Annotated in this window: 12 protein-coding genes; 2 read left to right on the top strand and 10 right to left on the bottom strand. The window is 36.2% G+C overall.

Features of this window, described 5'->3' with window-relative positions:
- The first annotated feature begins 10 nt into the window (after window positions 1-10).
- Complete coding sequence (purH, locus tag LS66_RS04725) at window positions 11-1,546, top strand: bifunctional phosphoribosylaminoimidazolecarboxamide formyltransferase/IMP cyclohydrolase (RefSeq protein WP_034366049.1); 1,536 nt, start codon at window positions 11-13, stop codon at window positions 1,544-1,546.
- A gap of 10 nt (window positions 1,547-1,556) precedes the next feature.
- Here purH and LS66_RS04720 read toward each other — a convergent pair whose 3' ends face one another.
- The gene (locus LS66_RS04720) at window positions 1,557-2,621 is read right to left on the bottom strand and encodes an ATP-binding protein (protein ID WP_011115324.1); all 1,065 of its coding nucleotides are present in this window, start codon (window positions 2,619-2,621) and stop codon (window positions 1,557-1,559) included.
- Window positions 2,622-2,789: 168 nt separating this feature from the next.
- Between LS66_RS04720 and LS66_RS10430 the strand changes: the two genes are divergently transcribed.
- Window positions 2,790-4,877 (top strand): methyl-accepting chemotaxis protein, encoded by a 2,088-nt coding sequence (locus tag LS66_RS10430; RefSeq protein ID WP_034367555.1) that lies wholly within the window; start codon window positions 2,790-2,792, stop codon window positions 4,875-4,877.
- Window positions 4,878-4,993: 116 nt separating this feature from the next.
- Here LS66_RS10430 and LS66_RS04710 read toward each other — a convergent pair whose 3' ends face one another.
- From LS66_RS04710 to alr, 9 genes are all read right to left on the bottom strand, one after another.
- Window positions 4,994-6,751, bottom strand: coding sequence for an ATP-binding protein (locus tag LS66_RS04710; RefSeq protein ID WP_011115316.1), 1,758 nt, complete (start codon window positions 6,749-6,751; stop codon window positions 4,994-4,996).
- A gap of 128 nt (window positions 6,752-6,879) precedes the next feature.
- Window positions 6,880-8,670 (bottom strand): extracellular solute-binding protein, encoded by a 1,791-nt coding sequence (locus LS66_RS04705; protein WP_052057474.1) that lies wholly within the window; start codon window positions 8,668-8,670, stop codon window positions 6,880-6,882.
- Between the two features lie 51 nt (window positions 8,671-8,721).
- Window positions 8,722-10,119 carry a sodium-dependent transporter gene (locus LS66_RS04700; RefSeq protein WP_034367552.1) on the bottom strand — a complete coding sequence of 466 codons (1,398 nt, stop codon included), beginning with the start codon at window positions 10,117-10,119 and terminating at the stop codon, window positions 8,722-8,724.
- Entirely contained in the window at window positions 10,119-11,303 is a 1,185-nt protein-coding gene (locus LS66_RS04695) for a cation:proton antiporter (RefSeq protein ID WP_034367549.1), read from the bottom strand. The genes LS66_RS04700 and LS66_RS04695 overlap by 1 nt, the downstream gene beginning before the upstream one ends.
- Window positions 11,300-11,923 (bottom strand): phosphoribosylglycinamide formyltransferase, encoded by a 624-nt coding sequence (gene purN, locus LS66_RS04690; protein WP_034367558.1) that lies wholly within the window; start codon window positions 11,921-11,923, stop codon window positions 11,300-11,302. The genes LS66_RS04695 and purN overlap by 4 nt, the downstream gene beginning before the upstream one ends.
- Before the next feature lie 12 nt (window positions 11,924-11,935).
- Complete coding sequence (locus tag LS66_RS04685) at window positions 11,936-12,205, bottom strand: hypothetical protein (RefSeq protein ID WP_011115311.1); 270 nt, start codon at window positions 12,203-12,205, stop codon at window positions 11,936-11,938.
- Complete coding sequence (locus LS66_RS04680; protein ID WP_034367547.1) at window positions 12,195-13,328, bottom strand: DHH family phosphoesterase; 1,134 nt, start codon at window positions 13,326-13,328, stop codon at window positions 12,195-12,197. Before LS66_RS04680 ends, LS66_RS04685 begins: the two co-directional genes overlap by 11 nt.
- Window positions 13,329-13,336: 8 nt before the next feature.
- A complete protein-coding gene (flhA, locus tag LS66_RS04675) occupies window positions 13,337-15,544 on the bottom strand; it encodes a flagellar biosynthesis protein FlhA (protein ID WP_011115309.1) in 2,208 nt (735 codons plus the stop codon).
- Between the two features lie 109 nt (window positions 15,545-15,653).
- Window positions 15,654-16,895 (bottom strand): alanine racemase, encoded by a 1,242-nt coding sequence (alr, locus tag LS66_RS04670; RefSeq protein ID WP_034367544.1) that lies wholly within the window; start codon window positions 16,893-16,895, stop codon window positions 15,654-15,656.
- Between the last annotated feature and the right edge of the window lie 26 nt (window positions 16,896-16,921).

Here is a 16,921-nt window from a genome sequence, read left to right as displayed (position 1 = left end):
AAGGACAGATATGTATGCACTATTAAGTGTAAGCGATAAAGAAGGTATTGTAGAATTTGCACAGGATTTAACACAATTAGGATATAAGATTCTAAGCACAGGTGGCACACTTAAGCTTTTGAAGCAATCTCACATTGCAGCTATTGACGTAGGAGAATATACACAAAGTGAGGAAATGTTTGATGGACGCGTGAAGACTTTGCACCCTAAGATCCACGGCGGGATACTTTATCGGCGCGATAATCAAAGCGATGTGGGCATAGCACAACAAAAAGGTATTAGTGCGATTGATATTGTATGTGTAAATCTTTATCCTTTTAAGCAAACCATAGAGCGCACAGATGACTTTGAGGAGATTATTGAAAATATTGATATTGGTGGTCCCGCAATGGTGCGCTCTGCAGCGAAAAACTTTGCGAGTGTGCTTATTATTACTGATAAAAATGATTATAAAAGCGTGATAGAATCTTTACGCGCAGGCAATAATACGCTTGAATTGCGTCAAAAAATGATGATAAAAGCTTTTTCACACACAGCAAGTTATGATGCAATGATAGCTCAATATATGAATAAATGCTTTAATAATGGTTTTGGGGAAAAGGTGTTTATTGTAGGCGAAAGAGTGCTACAAACACGATATGGCGAGAATCCACATCAAAAAGGTGCACTTTATGAGTTTGGGAGTTTTTGGAAAGAACATTTTGAGATAAAAAAAGGTGAGCCAAGCTTTAATAACCTTGCAGATATAAATGCTGCAATGAAACTCTCTATAAGTTTTGGTAAAGATGCGAAGGCAGTGAGTATCATCAAGCACGGCAATCCTTGTGGTTTTGCACTTAAAGATTCGCTTTTAGATTCTTATATTCACGCACTTGCGTGTGATAGCGTGAGTGCATATGGTGGTGTGGTAGCGGTAAATGGCATTGTGGATTTGCCTTTAGCCCAAGAGATGAATAAAATTTTTGTTGAGGTGCTTGTGGCTGGAGATATTACAGATGAGGCACTTGCGCTTTTTGAAGGGAAAAAGCGTATGAAAATCTTTACGCAAAAGACTTCTTATTTATCGCTCCCAAATGATGACTATGACTTTAAGCATATACAAGGAGGAGTGCTTTTCCAAGAGAGCGACAATGTCTTAAGTGAGGAAATAGATAATGCCACGCTTGTAAGCGAAGTTGCTGCAAGTAAAAGTCAAAAGCAAGATTTAAAAATCGCCTATATTATTGCTGCACTTACAAAATCAAATTGTGTAGCCTATGTCAAAGATGGCTCACTTGTAGGCATTGGTATGGGTATGACAAGTCGCGTTGATGCTTCAAGGGCAGCTCTTGCAAAAGCAAAAGATATGAATCTTGATTTAAATGGCTGTGTATGCGCTTCAGAGGCATTTTTTCCATTCCGTGATAGTGTAGATATGCTTCATCAAGCCGGTGTAAGCGCTATTATTCAGCCCGGTGGGAGTATTCGTGATGATGAAGTGATACAAGCGTGTAATGAATACAACATAGCGATGTATTTCACACATACAAGGCATTTTCTACACTAGATTTGCAAATTTATATTTCCCACTCAAGGGCGAAGTTAATAAAACTTATCGCCTCCCATTCTAGCGTATTCTTATTAAAGCTACATTTTCCTTTGCCCTCAAAGTTTAGGGTGATAATATAGATATGATTGTAAATGAAAGTGAGTTTTGAGAGTTTAGATTCTATATTTTCTAAGTTGCTAAAGGGCAAAAACAAAAACACACCGATTTCGCATACAAATTCCCCTAAATCGCCATAATATATTTGTTCGCTTTTTTCATATTGCTCACATAGTTTAAGAATCTCTAAAAGCAGCATATTTTCTAAAATCGCAATGAGATTTTTTGGGCTTTGCACGCAAAGTGGCAAAGTGAAATCATAAAAATATAATTTTTTATTTGCATTTTTAATATGTGGGATAAGATAGATAATACCGCACGCTTCAAGGTGTGTAAGCCACGGATAGATTTTATCTTTGGAGATTTTATGAGATTTTTTTAAAAGTGTGTAGATGTGGTTTATAGTGAGTTTTTGTCCTTGCATAGATAGGAGGGAGCAAAATAGAGCAAAATCATTAGCAAGTGCAAGTTTTAGAATCTCTTGTTTGCGAGTGATTTTGTAACTTGGTTGAAGTCGTTGGATTTCAGGGAGATTACCTTCTTTGAGGAAAAGATTAAAGAGATTTGTAATAGAAATATTTTTATTATCAAAGCTCACATATTCTTCAAAACTCAAAGCTCGGATATGCTTGTGTTTGAAATCTTTTGGGCAATGTGTCATTGAGGGGGCAATAAGGATAATATGATTAAGATTAGGTAGAGAGAGCGCAGGCGTAAAATTATCTATGATGAGAAGCTCAAGATTACGCTCAAGGTAGGATTTGAGAATAAGCGCATTAGCAGATTCTATATTTGTGCGGCAATCAGCGCAGTTTATATAAAGTGTCTTTTTGTAATACATACTATGAAAAAATGCTAATGAACTTTTACCCACGCCGGGTGCGCCATATAAAAAGATTCTCTGTTTATTGAGCCCATATCGGCGAGGTAATATGCCCACTACGCGTTCAAGGTAAGATTTGGATAAATCTTGCATACTTTGCCTTTGTAAAAGATTATATCATTATAGCTAGGCTTAATGCAAAACACAAAATGAATAAATTGAGTTATCTTTAAGTGTCGTTTTTTTTTTTTTTGATATATTTTCATTCAGATTTTTTTAATATTTACTTTATCTTTATTAGGTTTGGTTAAAGGGGGCAAAATGAATTTTTTTCGTTCATTAAGTATTGGCGCAAAAATTATGCTAGGTTTTTCAAGCATATTGGTTATTTGTATGTTGGCTGTTACGATAATCATCGTAAAAATTTCGCAAGATATTCAAATGAATGAAGCAAATAAAATGCTTGTCAATGCAGCTAAACGCGAAGCAAATTGGGTAGGAGGGATTTTTAATGAAATCTATGTTGCTGTGAGTGCTTCTAAGCATTTTGTAATGCGCGATGTGCAAGCAGGTGCACAGGCTATTTTGCAAAATGATGTTATGGATATGTTTAATAGCAATGAATGGGGCAATTTTGGCTATGTGTATCTTAGAGATGAAAGATATAAAGGTGGAAATATCCTTGATTCTACACATAAGTTACCTAATGGTGATTTTATGGTTTTGGCTATTAATGAGGGCAAAAATCAAAGTCGCATTGTGCCAGCAAGTGAAGTAATTGCAAATTTTCCAAGTGTGCAAGAAGCTCTAAGCACAGGAAAACCTAGTGTGGGCAGACCTTTGTGGGTAACAATTAATGGTAAAGAATACTTTGGTATGGGTATAAATCAACCTCTTATAGATAAAAAAGGTATAGTGCAAGGTGTTTTAGGTGTGTTTATTGATTTATCAACTATTACAACAATACTTCAAGATCCAAAAAATTCTATTTACAAAGGTGATTTTAAAGGCGTGTATGCGACTGATTCTACCATTGCAGCACACGGGAGAAAAGAATTTTTGGGTAAATATTTGCGAGAAGTGAATCAAAGCCCTACAATGAATGAGCTTAAACACGCGATTGAGAATCAAATTGAGGGGATATTTAGTTATATTAATTCACTAGGTGAGATGAGTTACACAGCTGTGGCAAATATCCATATCGGTGATAGTGTGGATACATCAATATGGACACTTATTGTTTCAGCGCCAGAAAGCTCTATTTACGAATCTGTCTCAAAGCTTAGAATAACAATGATAGCTGCTAATATTGCGAGTATTGTCATAGTGATGTTTGTAATGTTTATTTTTATCCGCACACAAATTGTCGCGCGATTAAAAAATATTTCTGCCTTGCTCTTTGGTTTTTTCAAATATATTCGTCACGAAGTGGATATTCCTCCAGCGTTTTTAACTCCAAAAGCAAATGATGAATTTGGCATTATGGCAAAAGAAATCAACCAAAATATACAAAATGTGCAAGAAGGTTTAGAGCAAGATAAAAAGGCGGTAGAACAATCTATACAAACGGCTAAGGCAATAGAAGAGGGAGATTTAACAGCAAGAATTATAGAAAATCCTTATAATCCTCAATTAATAGAACTTAAAAATGTCCTTAATACTATGCTTGATGTGTTGCAACATAGGGTAGGGAGCAATATGAATGAGATTCATCGTGTCTTTGAATCTTATAAAACCCTTGATTTTACGACAGAAGTGCCCAATGCACAAGGTAGTGTAGAGACGACCACGAATATTTTAGGAGAAGAGATTAAGAAAATGCTTCGTTCCTCAAGTGGCTATGCTAAAGAGCTTGTTGCACAAACACATCAGTTACAAGAATCTATGAATAAGCTCTTAGCTGGTAATTCTTCTCAAGCAAGTTCTTTGCAGCAATCTGCCTCCTCTATTGAGGAAATCTCTAGCTCTATGCAAAATGTTAATGATAAAACAAGTGAAGTTACGCATCAAGCAGAGGATATTAAAAACATCGTGGGTATCATTAGAGATATAGCAGACCAAACAAACTTACTTGCTCTTAATGCAGCAATAGAAGCTGCACGTGCAGGAGAACACGGAAGAGGATTTGCTGTTGTTGCCGATGAGGTGCGAAAACTCGCAGAGAGAACAAGTAAATCGCTCAATGAAATAGAGGCGAATGTCAATGTTTTGGTGCAGGGTATTAACGAAATGAGCGAATCCATCAAAGAGCAGACTTTAGGAATTGAGCAGATTAATGAGGCTATTGCCCAGCTAGAAACTCTTACTGATAATAATGTGGGTGTAGCGAATACTACAAATGAGATTGCTCAAAATGTCAATCAAATCGCTGATGATATTTTAAGTGATGTAAATAAGAAGAAGTTTTAAATTTTGAGTAAGTTTATTTTTATATTCTAATTTCCTTTTTTCTTATAAGAATATTATTGTTGCTTAGAATTTTTGTAAGTGGGCAATATAGAATTTACAATCATTATTCTTGAGTGCTAACTTCTAAAGCCCATACTCTTAGCATTATCAAAATTTCCGCTAAGCTCAGCCTTGATATGTGTGATAAAATCTTGTTGTGTGAAAATAGGCTCTTTTTTTGTGGCGACTTTATAAGCGGTATTTTTAACAATAAGGTGAATCTGTCCTCCACTTAAGTTATATTCTGCAAGTGCATTGGCAAGATTTTCTTTGCAATCTTCTCCAAAATCTGCATTTTTTGGCAGATATTTAAGCCATAGAGCGATTCTTTGCTCTTTATTTGGTCGTTTAAATTCAATTTTATAATTAAATCGCCGCGAGAATGCGCTATCAAAGTTTTCTAAAAGATTGGTTGTTGCAATCAAAATGCCCTCAAATCGCTCAATTTGCTCTAAAAAAATATTTTGCATTTGGTTGTGCATTTTATCTGCACTATTGCCGCTAGTTGCGCGCGTGCTAAGGAATTGGTCAGCTTCATCAAGGAGCAAAATAGGCTCATTTTTAATTTTTTTGCAAATTTCTTGGTAGCTATCAAAAATTTTGCGCACATTTTTTTCGGATTCTCCCACATACATAGAGAGAATCTTTGAACAATCAAAGCTTAACACTTGCTTTTTAAGGCTTTTAGCCAAAGCTAGAGCAGTAATGGTTTTACCTGTGCCAGCTGCACCATAAAGAAGAATTTTTGCATCAATGCCTTTTTTCTTATCTTTTATCCCCCAAAGTCTAAGCAGAGAAATTACATTGCTATTGACTTGAGCTAAGAGATTGTCCAAAATCTCACGCGTGTGAGAGTGCAAAATCACATCATTAATGCTTTGTTTCGGCTCCACAAGCTCAAAAATCTCTTGTTCTTTGATAATAGAATCAAGACTGATTTTAGCGCGTTTCTTTTTTTTGTTAGGGTGAATGATATCTTGAAGTATTTCTTCTGGGATAAAAAATGTGCGTGATATGCCCCCAAAGGGATTAAGCAATTCATCATAATCCACTAAGCCCTTTTGCACAAGATTAGAATTTTCATCAAGTAAAGAGCGATGTTTGATTTTGTCATACTCATCAAGGCTAATGAGCTCAAGTAAAGCATTTATATCGCGTAGATTCTCATCACTACTTGAATATTCTTCTTTGAGCAGGGCAAAAAAGATAATCTGTTCTTTTTGTTCTAAGTGATGTTCTTTGATAAGCTTGATAATACTAATATCTTTAGTTGTAAGCTTTAAGCGTGAGTTGATAGTATCTTCAAGGAGCTTAAGGCGATAATTTGCACGTAAAAGAGAGGGAGAATCTATTTTTTGCGAAAATTTAAGCCCACTCATTTTATGAAGTAAATCAATATGTGCAAAGCGGTCTTTGAGATATTCAAGGTGGTCTTCATAGGGAGTGATTTCGGGCAAATCAACATTAAGCGTGCCATCTTCAAGGAGTTTCAAAAAGGTGTGTGAGAGACAAATATTATCATTATAGAGCTCAAGTAATGCAATATCGGTAAGTTTGGGCTGTAAGAATGAGCTTTGAGTAATCCAACCTAACTCAATAAGATTACGAATATGATGCAAAAATGCAAGGCTATGCTCACCTTGTGTGCTTGAGGTGTCTTTGTGTGGGAAGACTTTAGCAAGTAGTATATGCACGACAAAATCCATTTCACCCTCAAGCAAGGCTTTTGCCATAAATTGCAAAATTTTTCCTTCATTTTCATTACACTTAAGGAATCCAAAAAGGCTATTATTTGTTAAATCTTTACACGAAATAAAATCAAGATAATGCTTCATTTATTACTACCCCTCCCCTGTATTTCCTTTGATGAGTATTTATTAATTAAATGCTTTTTAGGAGTGTGTTTTGACACAATTTTCCTTTAATATATTTAAAAGTTTTAAGGGGAACATTATAGCAGTCCCTAGCTTTTTGGCTTCTTAGTAGGATTCATTTTTGTATCTCTCGCCCACCATAAATATGGGTCAATGCCATAAGGTGGGGTAATGGTTGGCATTTCAATTTTGCGCCAATATGCCACACGAAAAGCAGGGAGGTTAAAATGTGGGATAGCATAGAATCCCCAAAGCAAGATTCTATCCATTGCTCTGCCAATGGCTATACGCTCTTTTTCATTCGTAGCATTTAATAATCTTTGAATTAAATCATCTACCACAGCATCTTTTACGCCTGCAAAATTTTTACTCCCACTTGTATCTGCCACTGCAGAGCTCCAATAGTAATTTTGCTCATTGCCCGGAAAAAGGCTTTGCCCTAAAAGCTCAATGACCATATCATATTTGAAATGCCGCACACGATTAATATATTGTGAATCATCTACTTTTTTAATCGTAGCAGTAATGCCAAGCTTTTGGAGATTTTTTACAAAAGGCAAGCAAATACGCTCAAAAGCTTCATACGATATAAGAATTTCAAAAGTAAAAGGTTTGCCTTGCGGCGTATAAAGTGTGCCATTTTTAATATAAAATCCCGCACTTTTAAGTAAATCTCTTGCGTATTTAAGATTCTCTCTTAAATTTTCCCCACGCACTTTTGCTCCATCTGTGCGGGGGATAATATAGCTTTGGGTAAAGATTCTAGGATTAAGCTTAGATTTATATTCTTCCAAAATCTCTTTTTCCCTGCCTGTGGGAATGCCAGAGGAAGCAAAAGGGGAGTTATTAAAAATATGCTTTGTGCGCTCGTATTGATTAAAAAATAAATTTTTATTGCTCCATTCAAAATCAAACGCATAAAGCAAAGCTTCCCGCACTCTTATATCGGCAAAAAGAGGATTTCTTGTATTGAAAAAAAAGCCTTGAAATGTGCTTGGAAGCTGATGTTTAAAGCTCTGCAAAATGATTTTTCCCTCTTTTTTTGCCTTGCCCTCATAGTCGTTTGCCCACACTTTTGCTGAAGATTCTATGCGATAGTCGTATTCTCCAGCAAGGAAGGCATTTTGCGCCACAGAAGGGTCTTTATAATATTCTATAATGACTTCATCAAAGTTATATGCCCCCTTTTGTGTAGGGTGATTTTGCGCCCAATAGTGAGGGTTGCGTTCATAAGTGATACTGCGCCCTATATCAAATTTTTTCACTCTATATGCGCCGCTTCCTATGGGGATTTGAAGTGGATTCTCACCAAAAGTATTTTTGCCCTCTTTAAGATAAATATGAGCAGGTAAAATAGGGAGTTGCCCTAAGATTAAAGGTAGCTCTTTGTTAGAATCATTTTTAAAATAAAATGCCACTTCGCTCTCACTTAGCACTTTGACGCTTTTGACATCAGCATAGTAGCGTTTAAACTCTATCTTGCCCTTTCGCATTAGCGTCTCAAAGCTAAATGCGACATCTTTTGCGCTCACCTTTACACCATCACTAAATTTTGCCTTTGGGTTGATATGAAAGATAATGTAATCTCTCCCCCTTGTCATAGAATCTGCAATTAGCCCATATTCGCTAAAAGGCTCATCTAGGCTTTGAATGGTAAGTGTGTTATACACAAGTGTGCTAAGCTCCGCAGCCGCATTGCCCTTTTGCACAAAGGGATTGAGGCTATCAAAAGTGCCAAGAGCAAAGCCTTTGAGTGCGCCACCTTTTGGAGCATTAGGATTAGCATAGTCAAAATGTGTGAAGTTTTGAGGATATTTTGGAGTGCCATAAATGCTAAGAGCGTGCGTTTTTCTTTGTGCGTGCAAAGTATCCGCGTTCATTCCTATGCATAAAGCAAGTAGAAGTATAAAATAGACTTTCATTATCAAAGATTAATAGAATCTATTAAGCGCGTAAGGAAATACACCAGCAATAAAAATCAGCACAATCACGAAGGGCAAGACATATTTAACATACGCATACCATATATTTACAAGGTGCGGATTAAGTGTGCCATTGTTGCTTAACTCTTTTTTTGCTTCATCTTTTAAAATCCAACCCACAAAAAGTAATGTGCCAAGAGAAGTGAGCACAAAGAGAATATTGCCGCTGATAAAATCAAAGCTATCAAAGATATTTTTGCCATTCCAAGTGATATGCTCCCAAGCTCCATAAGAGAGGATACAAGGGAGATTCCCACATATGAAAATAAAGCCAAGCGTGATATTAATTGCATTGGTGCGTGAGATATTACACTTTTCATATAAGGCGGTAATAATCACTTCATAAATGGGCAAAGAAGTAGTAAGTGCTGCAGTAATTAAAAGCAGGAAAAAGATAAGGGCGAGGACATTACCAAAATAAATATGTGAAAACACAATAGGGAGGGTTTGAAATACAAGGCTTGGTCCTTGATTTGGTTCTAATCCAAAACTAAAGAGTGAGGGAAAAATCATAAATCCAGCTAAGAGCGCGATAAGTGTATTAAGCACACCGGTGGTGACAGCGGTTTTAATCATATTTTCATTTTTTTGTAGATAGGAGCTAAGTGTAATCATCACGCCAAAACCTAAGGAAAGTGCAAAAAACACTTGCCCTAGCACATCAATGAAAAGCTTAGCTGTGATTTTGCTAAAATCGGGCAAAAGATAGAATCTCACACCCTCCATTGCGCCCGGAAGCGTAAGATTGCGGATAACGATAATAAATAAACAGATAAAAAGCAAGGGCATAAGATATTTCATACTGCGCTCAATGCCATCAATGATGCCTTTTTTGAGAATTACCCAATTTATAGCGACAAATACACTTGTCCAAATGCCAATCATTAGCGGATTATGCTCTATTTTGGCATTATAAAAGCTTTGGGCAAGTTCTTTATCAATGGGCGAGGAGAGATTAAGCTCGCCACTTAGGATACTTGTGATATAAGTAATCACCCAGCCGCCTAGCACCATATAATATGCCATAATCCCAAATGCTCCTGCAATGCCACAATAGCCAATGATTTTATAGATATGCGGAATGCTTTTGCCTTCTATCTCTCCACTAAAAGCATCAACTGCATTTTTATGTGCGCGTCTGCCAATGACATTTTCTACCCAAATCACGGGGATTCCTACTAAAATCATTGCAAGAATAAAAACAAGCACATACGCACCACCACCATTTTCTCCTACAAGATATGGGAATCTCCAAGTTGCTCCAAAGCCAATAGTCGCTCCTGCAACGGTTAAAACATAAGTGAGACTAGAGCTCCAAGTTTGGCGAGTAGGGGCAGGATTTTGCATTATTTCTCCTTTTGGGGTGTTTTCCAAAATACATATACAATTTTAATAAGCACACTAAAAATAATACCCTCTAAAATCGCACCAAGCACAAATGACGCATAAAGCGTGTCATTGAGTTCCCCAATACTTTTACCTAAAGTAGCAGTGGCGATAAGAAAGGTAAGTGGCATAGAATCGCTTAGCGCAAAAAGGAGTGTAAATTTTGCACTTTTAAAATATTTACCAAAGACAATACTTGCACTAATGAGGCGCAATGTAAGCATACCGATGACAAGATATAAAGCGTGATAGAGAATCTGTGTATCCCTAAATACTGCATTGAGATTGAGTGTAGAGCCCACGTGCACAAAGAAAAAAGGCACAAAGAATCCAAATCCAAAATGATTGAGTTTTTCGGGTAATTCGGCTTTATGTTTAAAAAATGTAGCGAGAATCGTTCCGGCTAAAAATGCTCCAAGCACAGCTTTAATTTCTAAGAACATCATTAAAAGCACGAAGCCAAAAAGTAACATAAAGACAAATCGTAAGTCTTGAGAGTTGCTATCATCGTTTGGCAAAAATAAGAATCTTACCTGAGGTATCCACCAAAAAATGACTTTTGCAATTTTAAAACCAAAGATGACAAAAAGCAAGAAAAGTCCAAGCATAAAGAGTTTTCTTCCCAGCTCACTTCCCACTCCGTGCCGCGATGCACCATCAATAATTACAAGTGCAGCAATACTTACTAATTCTCCCAAGATACCAATTTTGAGTGCCAAATCAAGCCAAGGTTGGTCTTTGCCATAATCCTTAATAAGCGCTACAATCATACCTAAGCTCATAACAGGAAATGCTGCAATATACACATAAGAAATTTTTGCGCTAAAAACAACGATACAAGTAATGCCATAGAGTGTGCAAAAATATGCTAGAGTTTGAAGCAAAAAGGGTTTGCCAAGCTTTGCAAAAGATTTAATATCTACTTCCAAACCGCATAAAAACATTAAAAATAAAAATCCTATTTCTGCGACAATGTGTATTTCTTGAGAATCATTAAGGAAAGTAAAAAAATGTGCAGCAATAGCTCCTAAAATCATCTCTACTACTACAATAGGAATACGCGTAAGGCTACTAATAGGCGAAGCAAATAGAATAAGGAGAACAAAAATGCTAAAAGCACTGAGTGTTTCAATGGGATAACTCATTTTGATTCCTCTACACTTTTGTTTAAATCTTTTAACCCAAGTGTGAGCAAAATAGCGCGTGGATAGAGAGAATATTCAAGGGCGTGGATTTTAGATTCAAATTCTTCAAGGGTTTCATTTGGAATCTTTTGCAATTTTTCTTGCAAAATAATTTCTCCACCATCAAGTTCTTCATTTACCCAATGGACACTTACTCCACCATAGGATTGAGCAGAGTTAAAACTCTCTCTAATGGCATAAGCTCCTTTGTGTTCAGGCAGAAAAGAGGGGTGGATATTGATTGTTTGAAAGGTTTGTGTAAAAGAAGATGTAAGAATGCGCATAAAACCTGCTAAGAGCACAATATCTATGGAATGCACTCGGAGTATTTCTATCATAGCATTATCAAAATCAATACGCGAGGAGAAATCTTTGTGATTAATAATTGTGCAAGGGATAGCAAGATCAGCAGAGCGTGTAATACCTTGTGCTTTGGGATTATTACAAAGAGTGAGAGTGATTTCAAGATGCACAGGATTGTTATTATTATCATAAAATATTTTATTATGCAAAGATTCTATAAGGTTTTGCATATTGCTTCCGTTTCCGCTAAATAAAATGGCACATTTGATGTTTCTCATCACTCTGCAAACCTATGTTTTGATAAAAAATTGTGGGTAGTCTTTTTTAAGAGATTTGATAATACCAATCATCTCTTCTTGCCCATAATTTGCATCTTCAGGGAGTTTGGCATAAAATTTGTCCATTTGTTCCGAATAAAGCTCTATAAGTTCATCAATATGCTTTTTTTTCGCTCCAGCAAAATAAAGTGCAACGCCTAGCATATCAATGACTTCTAGTGCCATTTCTTCTAAACTCATTTCAAGCGTAAGTTCTTCACTGATGTTTTCATCAATACTCATAAATCCTCCTTGTGCTTATTAAAATATATTCAATTTGTGTTTTAATATCTGCATAAGCAAAACTTTCTTTAAAACCTTCAATTTTTCCTCCAGCAGCATTTTTATGTCCCCCACCATTGAAAAGCTCTTTGCTCATTGTATTAACATCGCAGTTACCATTAGCGCGGAGACTTACATTACCACGCGAATTAACATCAATATAAAAATCATATTCAGGATTACGCCGCAAAAAGAGATTTGCCAAAACACTAATGCCTCCTAAAGAATAACTTAAGAATCCTTTTTTGTCATTATAGCTAATCGTGCAAAGATGTTTTTTTGCGCTTAAGAGTTCTACTTGTGCGTTTGAAGTGATAGTATCCATTGTTTGCGTTTTTGGGTCGCCTCCAAGTGCGCGTTTTTTAATTTCATACAAGGCATTATCAAAAGCTACCTCACCATTTGGGAGTTCTAAAAACTCTTGTGCAGATTCTATAAGAGCGAATTTATATGAGCGATGTTCCTCATCAAACATAAAACGATTAAGTTCATAACTTGAGCTAATCATATTCATAGCAACCTTGCCAAAATCAAATTTATAGCCATCTTCAAGCCAAATATCTACAGAATTAATCATTTCACTTAGATTGTGAATCCATTCTTTACGTGCAGAATTAAGTATATTGTGGTGCTGTGTAAGTGTTTGAAAAGTAATCTTACTTGCACTTCTTAAACTATCGAGATGATACCATTCATATTTATCTGCACATTCTTGCCCGCTAATATGGTGGTCTAAAAGCAGCAGTTCTATATCATATCCTGTAATTTTGAGCTCACTTACACGTTCATTAAGATAATTTGCCTCATTAAGTGTGAGATTTAAATCTGTGATAAGCAAAAGATATTTTTCATTTGTTGTCTGTTTTGTAGAGGAATTTTTAGGCGTTTTGCCAAATTTTAAAGCGAGGAGATTTTCAGTTGATTGCGTAGAGTGGATTATATAATCGAGTATAGAATTAAGGCGCACAAGCACTTCTTTGCCATAATTTGCATTATAAAATTTGATATGAGGGAAAAATTCTTTAGCTATAAATTGGCAACCATAGCCGTCTAAATCGGTATGTGAGAGATGAAAAACTTGCATATATGTCCTTAAAATTCAATATTAAGTGTGCCGACAACTTCAAAACTTGCGTGAGGGTCAATTTCTGCATTACCAAGTATGGTAATACTCATTCTAAAGGGTTCAAGGAGTTTAACAAGTGGTTTGCGGATTCTATAATCTACAAGCAGCACAGGCATAATATTTTTTTGTTTTAATTTCATATCTTCTTCTTGAATTGCATCTATGAGCTTTTGTACTTCATTAGAGTGTAATACGAAATTTTTGCCATTAGGTTGTTCTTTGATTCTATCAATGAGATATTGTTCGGTAGCAAGTGAGAGTGTGAAAAGTTTAAGATTCCCATCTTCGGCTTTGAAAATATCTGTAATAGTGCGTGCAAGGCGAGAGCGCACTTGCTCTACAATCGCATCAGTATCATCTTGCAAAATAGGATAAGTATCTGTGATACTCTCCAAGATTGTAGGCATATCTTTGATTGGAACTTTTTCGTGAAGAAGCTCGCGCAATACACGCAAAATGATACCCATAGGAATTTTTGAGGCTTCACCAACCACCACAGGATAATCTTTAGCGTGTCTGTCCATAAGAACTTTCACTTCATCTTTAGTGATGAATTCTTCCGCATAAGTTTTGATAAGCTCTGTCATATGTGTGGTAATAATCGTAGAGGGATCAATAATATGATACCCTTGAATAATCGCTTCTTCTTTATCTTTTGGGTCTATCCATAGTGCATCAAGCCCAAAAGCAGGTTCTTTTGTGGGGATACCCTCAATAACTTGTCCTACCATACCTGTATCCATTGCTAAAAATTTATCGGGCAAGACATCACCTTCACCAATTTTTACACCTTTGAGCAAAACCTCATAGTTGGTAGGCTGGAGATTAAGATTGTCTTTGATACGAATTTGTGGGATTAAAAACCCATAGTCAGTAGCAATTTTCTTACGCATAGCACGGATTCTTTCTAATAAATCACCATTTTGCTTTATATCAGCAAGGCGGATAAGTTGATAGCCCAGATAAATTTCTAAAGTCTCTACTTTGAGTGCTTCATTAATAATGGCTTCCTCTTCTTTTTTAATTTCTTCTTCACTCTTTTGTGCTCTTTGCGCTTTATGTTGAGATATATCAATATCTTGTTCTCCGCTTTGTGTTGGAGTTTTATTCAGATGCGACGAATCCTCTTTGCGCAACCATTTTTCTACGAGAGAAAACATACTGCTTAAATCCTCTCGGCTTGTGAGCCACGCTACAACGAGGAAAAATCCTCCTACAAAACCAAGTGAAATTGGCAATCCGGGCACGAGTGCAAATAGGATAAGAATAAAACCTACAATGCTTAGAATCTTCGCACTGCTTGTAATTTGTGTGATAATATCTCCTGCAAAGTTGGCTTGTGAGTTTTTTGCTGCGCGAGTAGTAATAATACCTGTGGCAGTAGCTACAATGAGCGCTGGAATTTGTCCCACAAGTCCATCGCCTATAGTGAGGATTGTAAAAGTTTCTGCACTTTGTTTAACGCTCATTCCGTGCTCAAATACACCAATAAGGAATCCACCAATGATATTAACAATAGTGATGATGATAGAGGCTATTGCATCGCCTTTGACAAATTTGCTTGCTCCGTCCATTGTGCCGTAAAAATCTGCTTCTTGTGCAAGAGCATCACGGCGTTTTTGAGCCTCTTCTTGCCCAATAAGTCCTGCATTTAAATCTGCATCAATCGCCATTTGCTTACCCGGCATTGCATCAAGTGTGAATCTAGCGCGCACTTCTGTTACACGTGTAGAACCATTTGTGATGACTATAAGATTCACAATTACAAGAATAGTAAAAACAATAATCCCAATGACATAATTTCCGCCCACAACAAAGTGCCCAAATGCTGCAACAATGCTGCTTACGGATTCTACACCATTATGTCCTTCGCTTAGAATCATACGTGTGGTAGCGACATTGAGGGCGAGACGATAAAGCGTAACAATAAGCAAAATCGTTGGAAAAGCTGAAAATTCTGTGGCTTTATCCACATAGAGTGTAATGAGAATAATTAAAATAGAAAGTGCAATAGAAATGCTGAGTAAAAAATCAAGCATTGCACTTGGTAAGGGCACCATTATAATGCCTACAATCAATACCATAAAGATGACAATAATCATCTCTTTGCTTTGAGAGAGGCTTTTAAAAGATGACATTACTTGGTCTAAAATATGTGTCGCGTTAAATGTCAATACTCTTCCTATACTCATCTGAATTATAAAAAATAAAGTGTGGCATTGTAGCAAGAATTTTTAAATTTAATGCTTTGCCACTTTTGAATATGTTTGCATTATTGTAAAGTTATTTGCATACTTCTTTCATTTTATAATTTTTAATAAAAATAGGATTTGCACTTCCCCAATATCCTAATGTTTCGGAGAGAATCGTGCCCGTTCCTTTTTCAAATTCGGCTTGAGTGATTTCATTGCCGCATTGTTTTCCAAAGAGCACGACTTCATCGCCTGCTTTAATATCTGGATAATCGGTTACATCTACCATAAAAGTATTTTTTGTAACTCTCCCAACGACTGGCACTTTATGCCCTCTAATAAGCACTTTTCCTTGATTGCTTAAAGATTTTGCATAGCCATCATAATAACCCACAGGAATATTGGCGAGTTTAGAATCTCTTGTAAGTGTGTAAGTGCCATCATAACTTACTTTGCTCCCTTTTGGATATTCATTTATAACTGCTACTTGAGATTTTAAACTCATAATTTGTTGTATGGGCAGATTTTCATCTCCTCCACCATAGCCATAAATAAGCTTTCCGGGTCGTATCATATCTAATCTTGATTGAGGCACTTGCACTGCTGCATATGAGGCAGCAGCGTGCAGCACAAGTTTATTTCTATCAAGTTTTGCTTTACTTATTAGAAAATCCGTATCTTCTTCAAAATGTTTTAAATTTGCCTTTACTTTTGAGGTGTCATCATAAGGAAAATGTGTCATTAGCCCTTTTATTTTAAGATGTGGCAAAGTAGCTAACTTAACTGCAGATTCTTTGCCTTTATCAGTGCTTAAATCAATACCATTTCTATCCATTCCACCTGAATTGAGTTTGATATGAATGGGAAGTTTTTTGCCTATTGTCTTTGCTAGAGAATCTACTTTTTTTGCTTGATCTAAATTTCCCAAAACTTCTGTGATGTTATATTTTAAACCATCTTTTATTTCTCCCATTGTGGCTGTTCGTATTCGTAGAATCTCGCCTGTATATTTCATTTTGCGGATAACTCTTGCTTCTTCATTGCTTGTAATAGCCACACAAGGGATTTTTTCTTCTATGATAGTGGGCAACACTTTGCTTATTCCAGCCCCATAAGCATTGGCTTTTAAAACTGCACAAACTTTAGCATTTCCTGCTATTTTTTTGGCAACTTTGATATTATTTTTAAAGGCTTTTATATCAACTTCCATAAAAGAGTTTGTATTGTTTTTATTCACATTTGTGCTCTCAACAAGTATAGGCGAGGCAAAATTTGCACTAGCAAGTATTCCCATAAGTAATAGGGTGGTAAATCCAGTTTTAAATATATTCATCTTTTGCTCCTTAAAATATATATTTT

The sequence above is a fragment of the Helicobacter sp. MIT 03-1614 genome, from assembly GCF_000762925.2.
In the GTDB taxonomy this organism is placed as follows: Bacteria; Campylobacterota; Campylobacteria; order Campylobacterales; family Helicobacteraceae; genus Helicobacter_C; species Helicobacter_C hepaticus.
The sequence above is the reverse complement of the archived record's forward strand: the minus strand, read 5'-3'. Positions and strand labels throughout refer to the sequence as shown.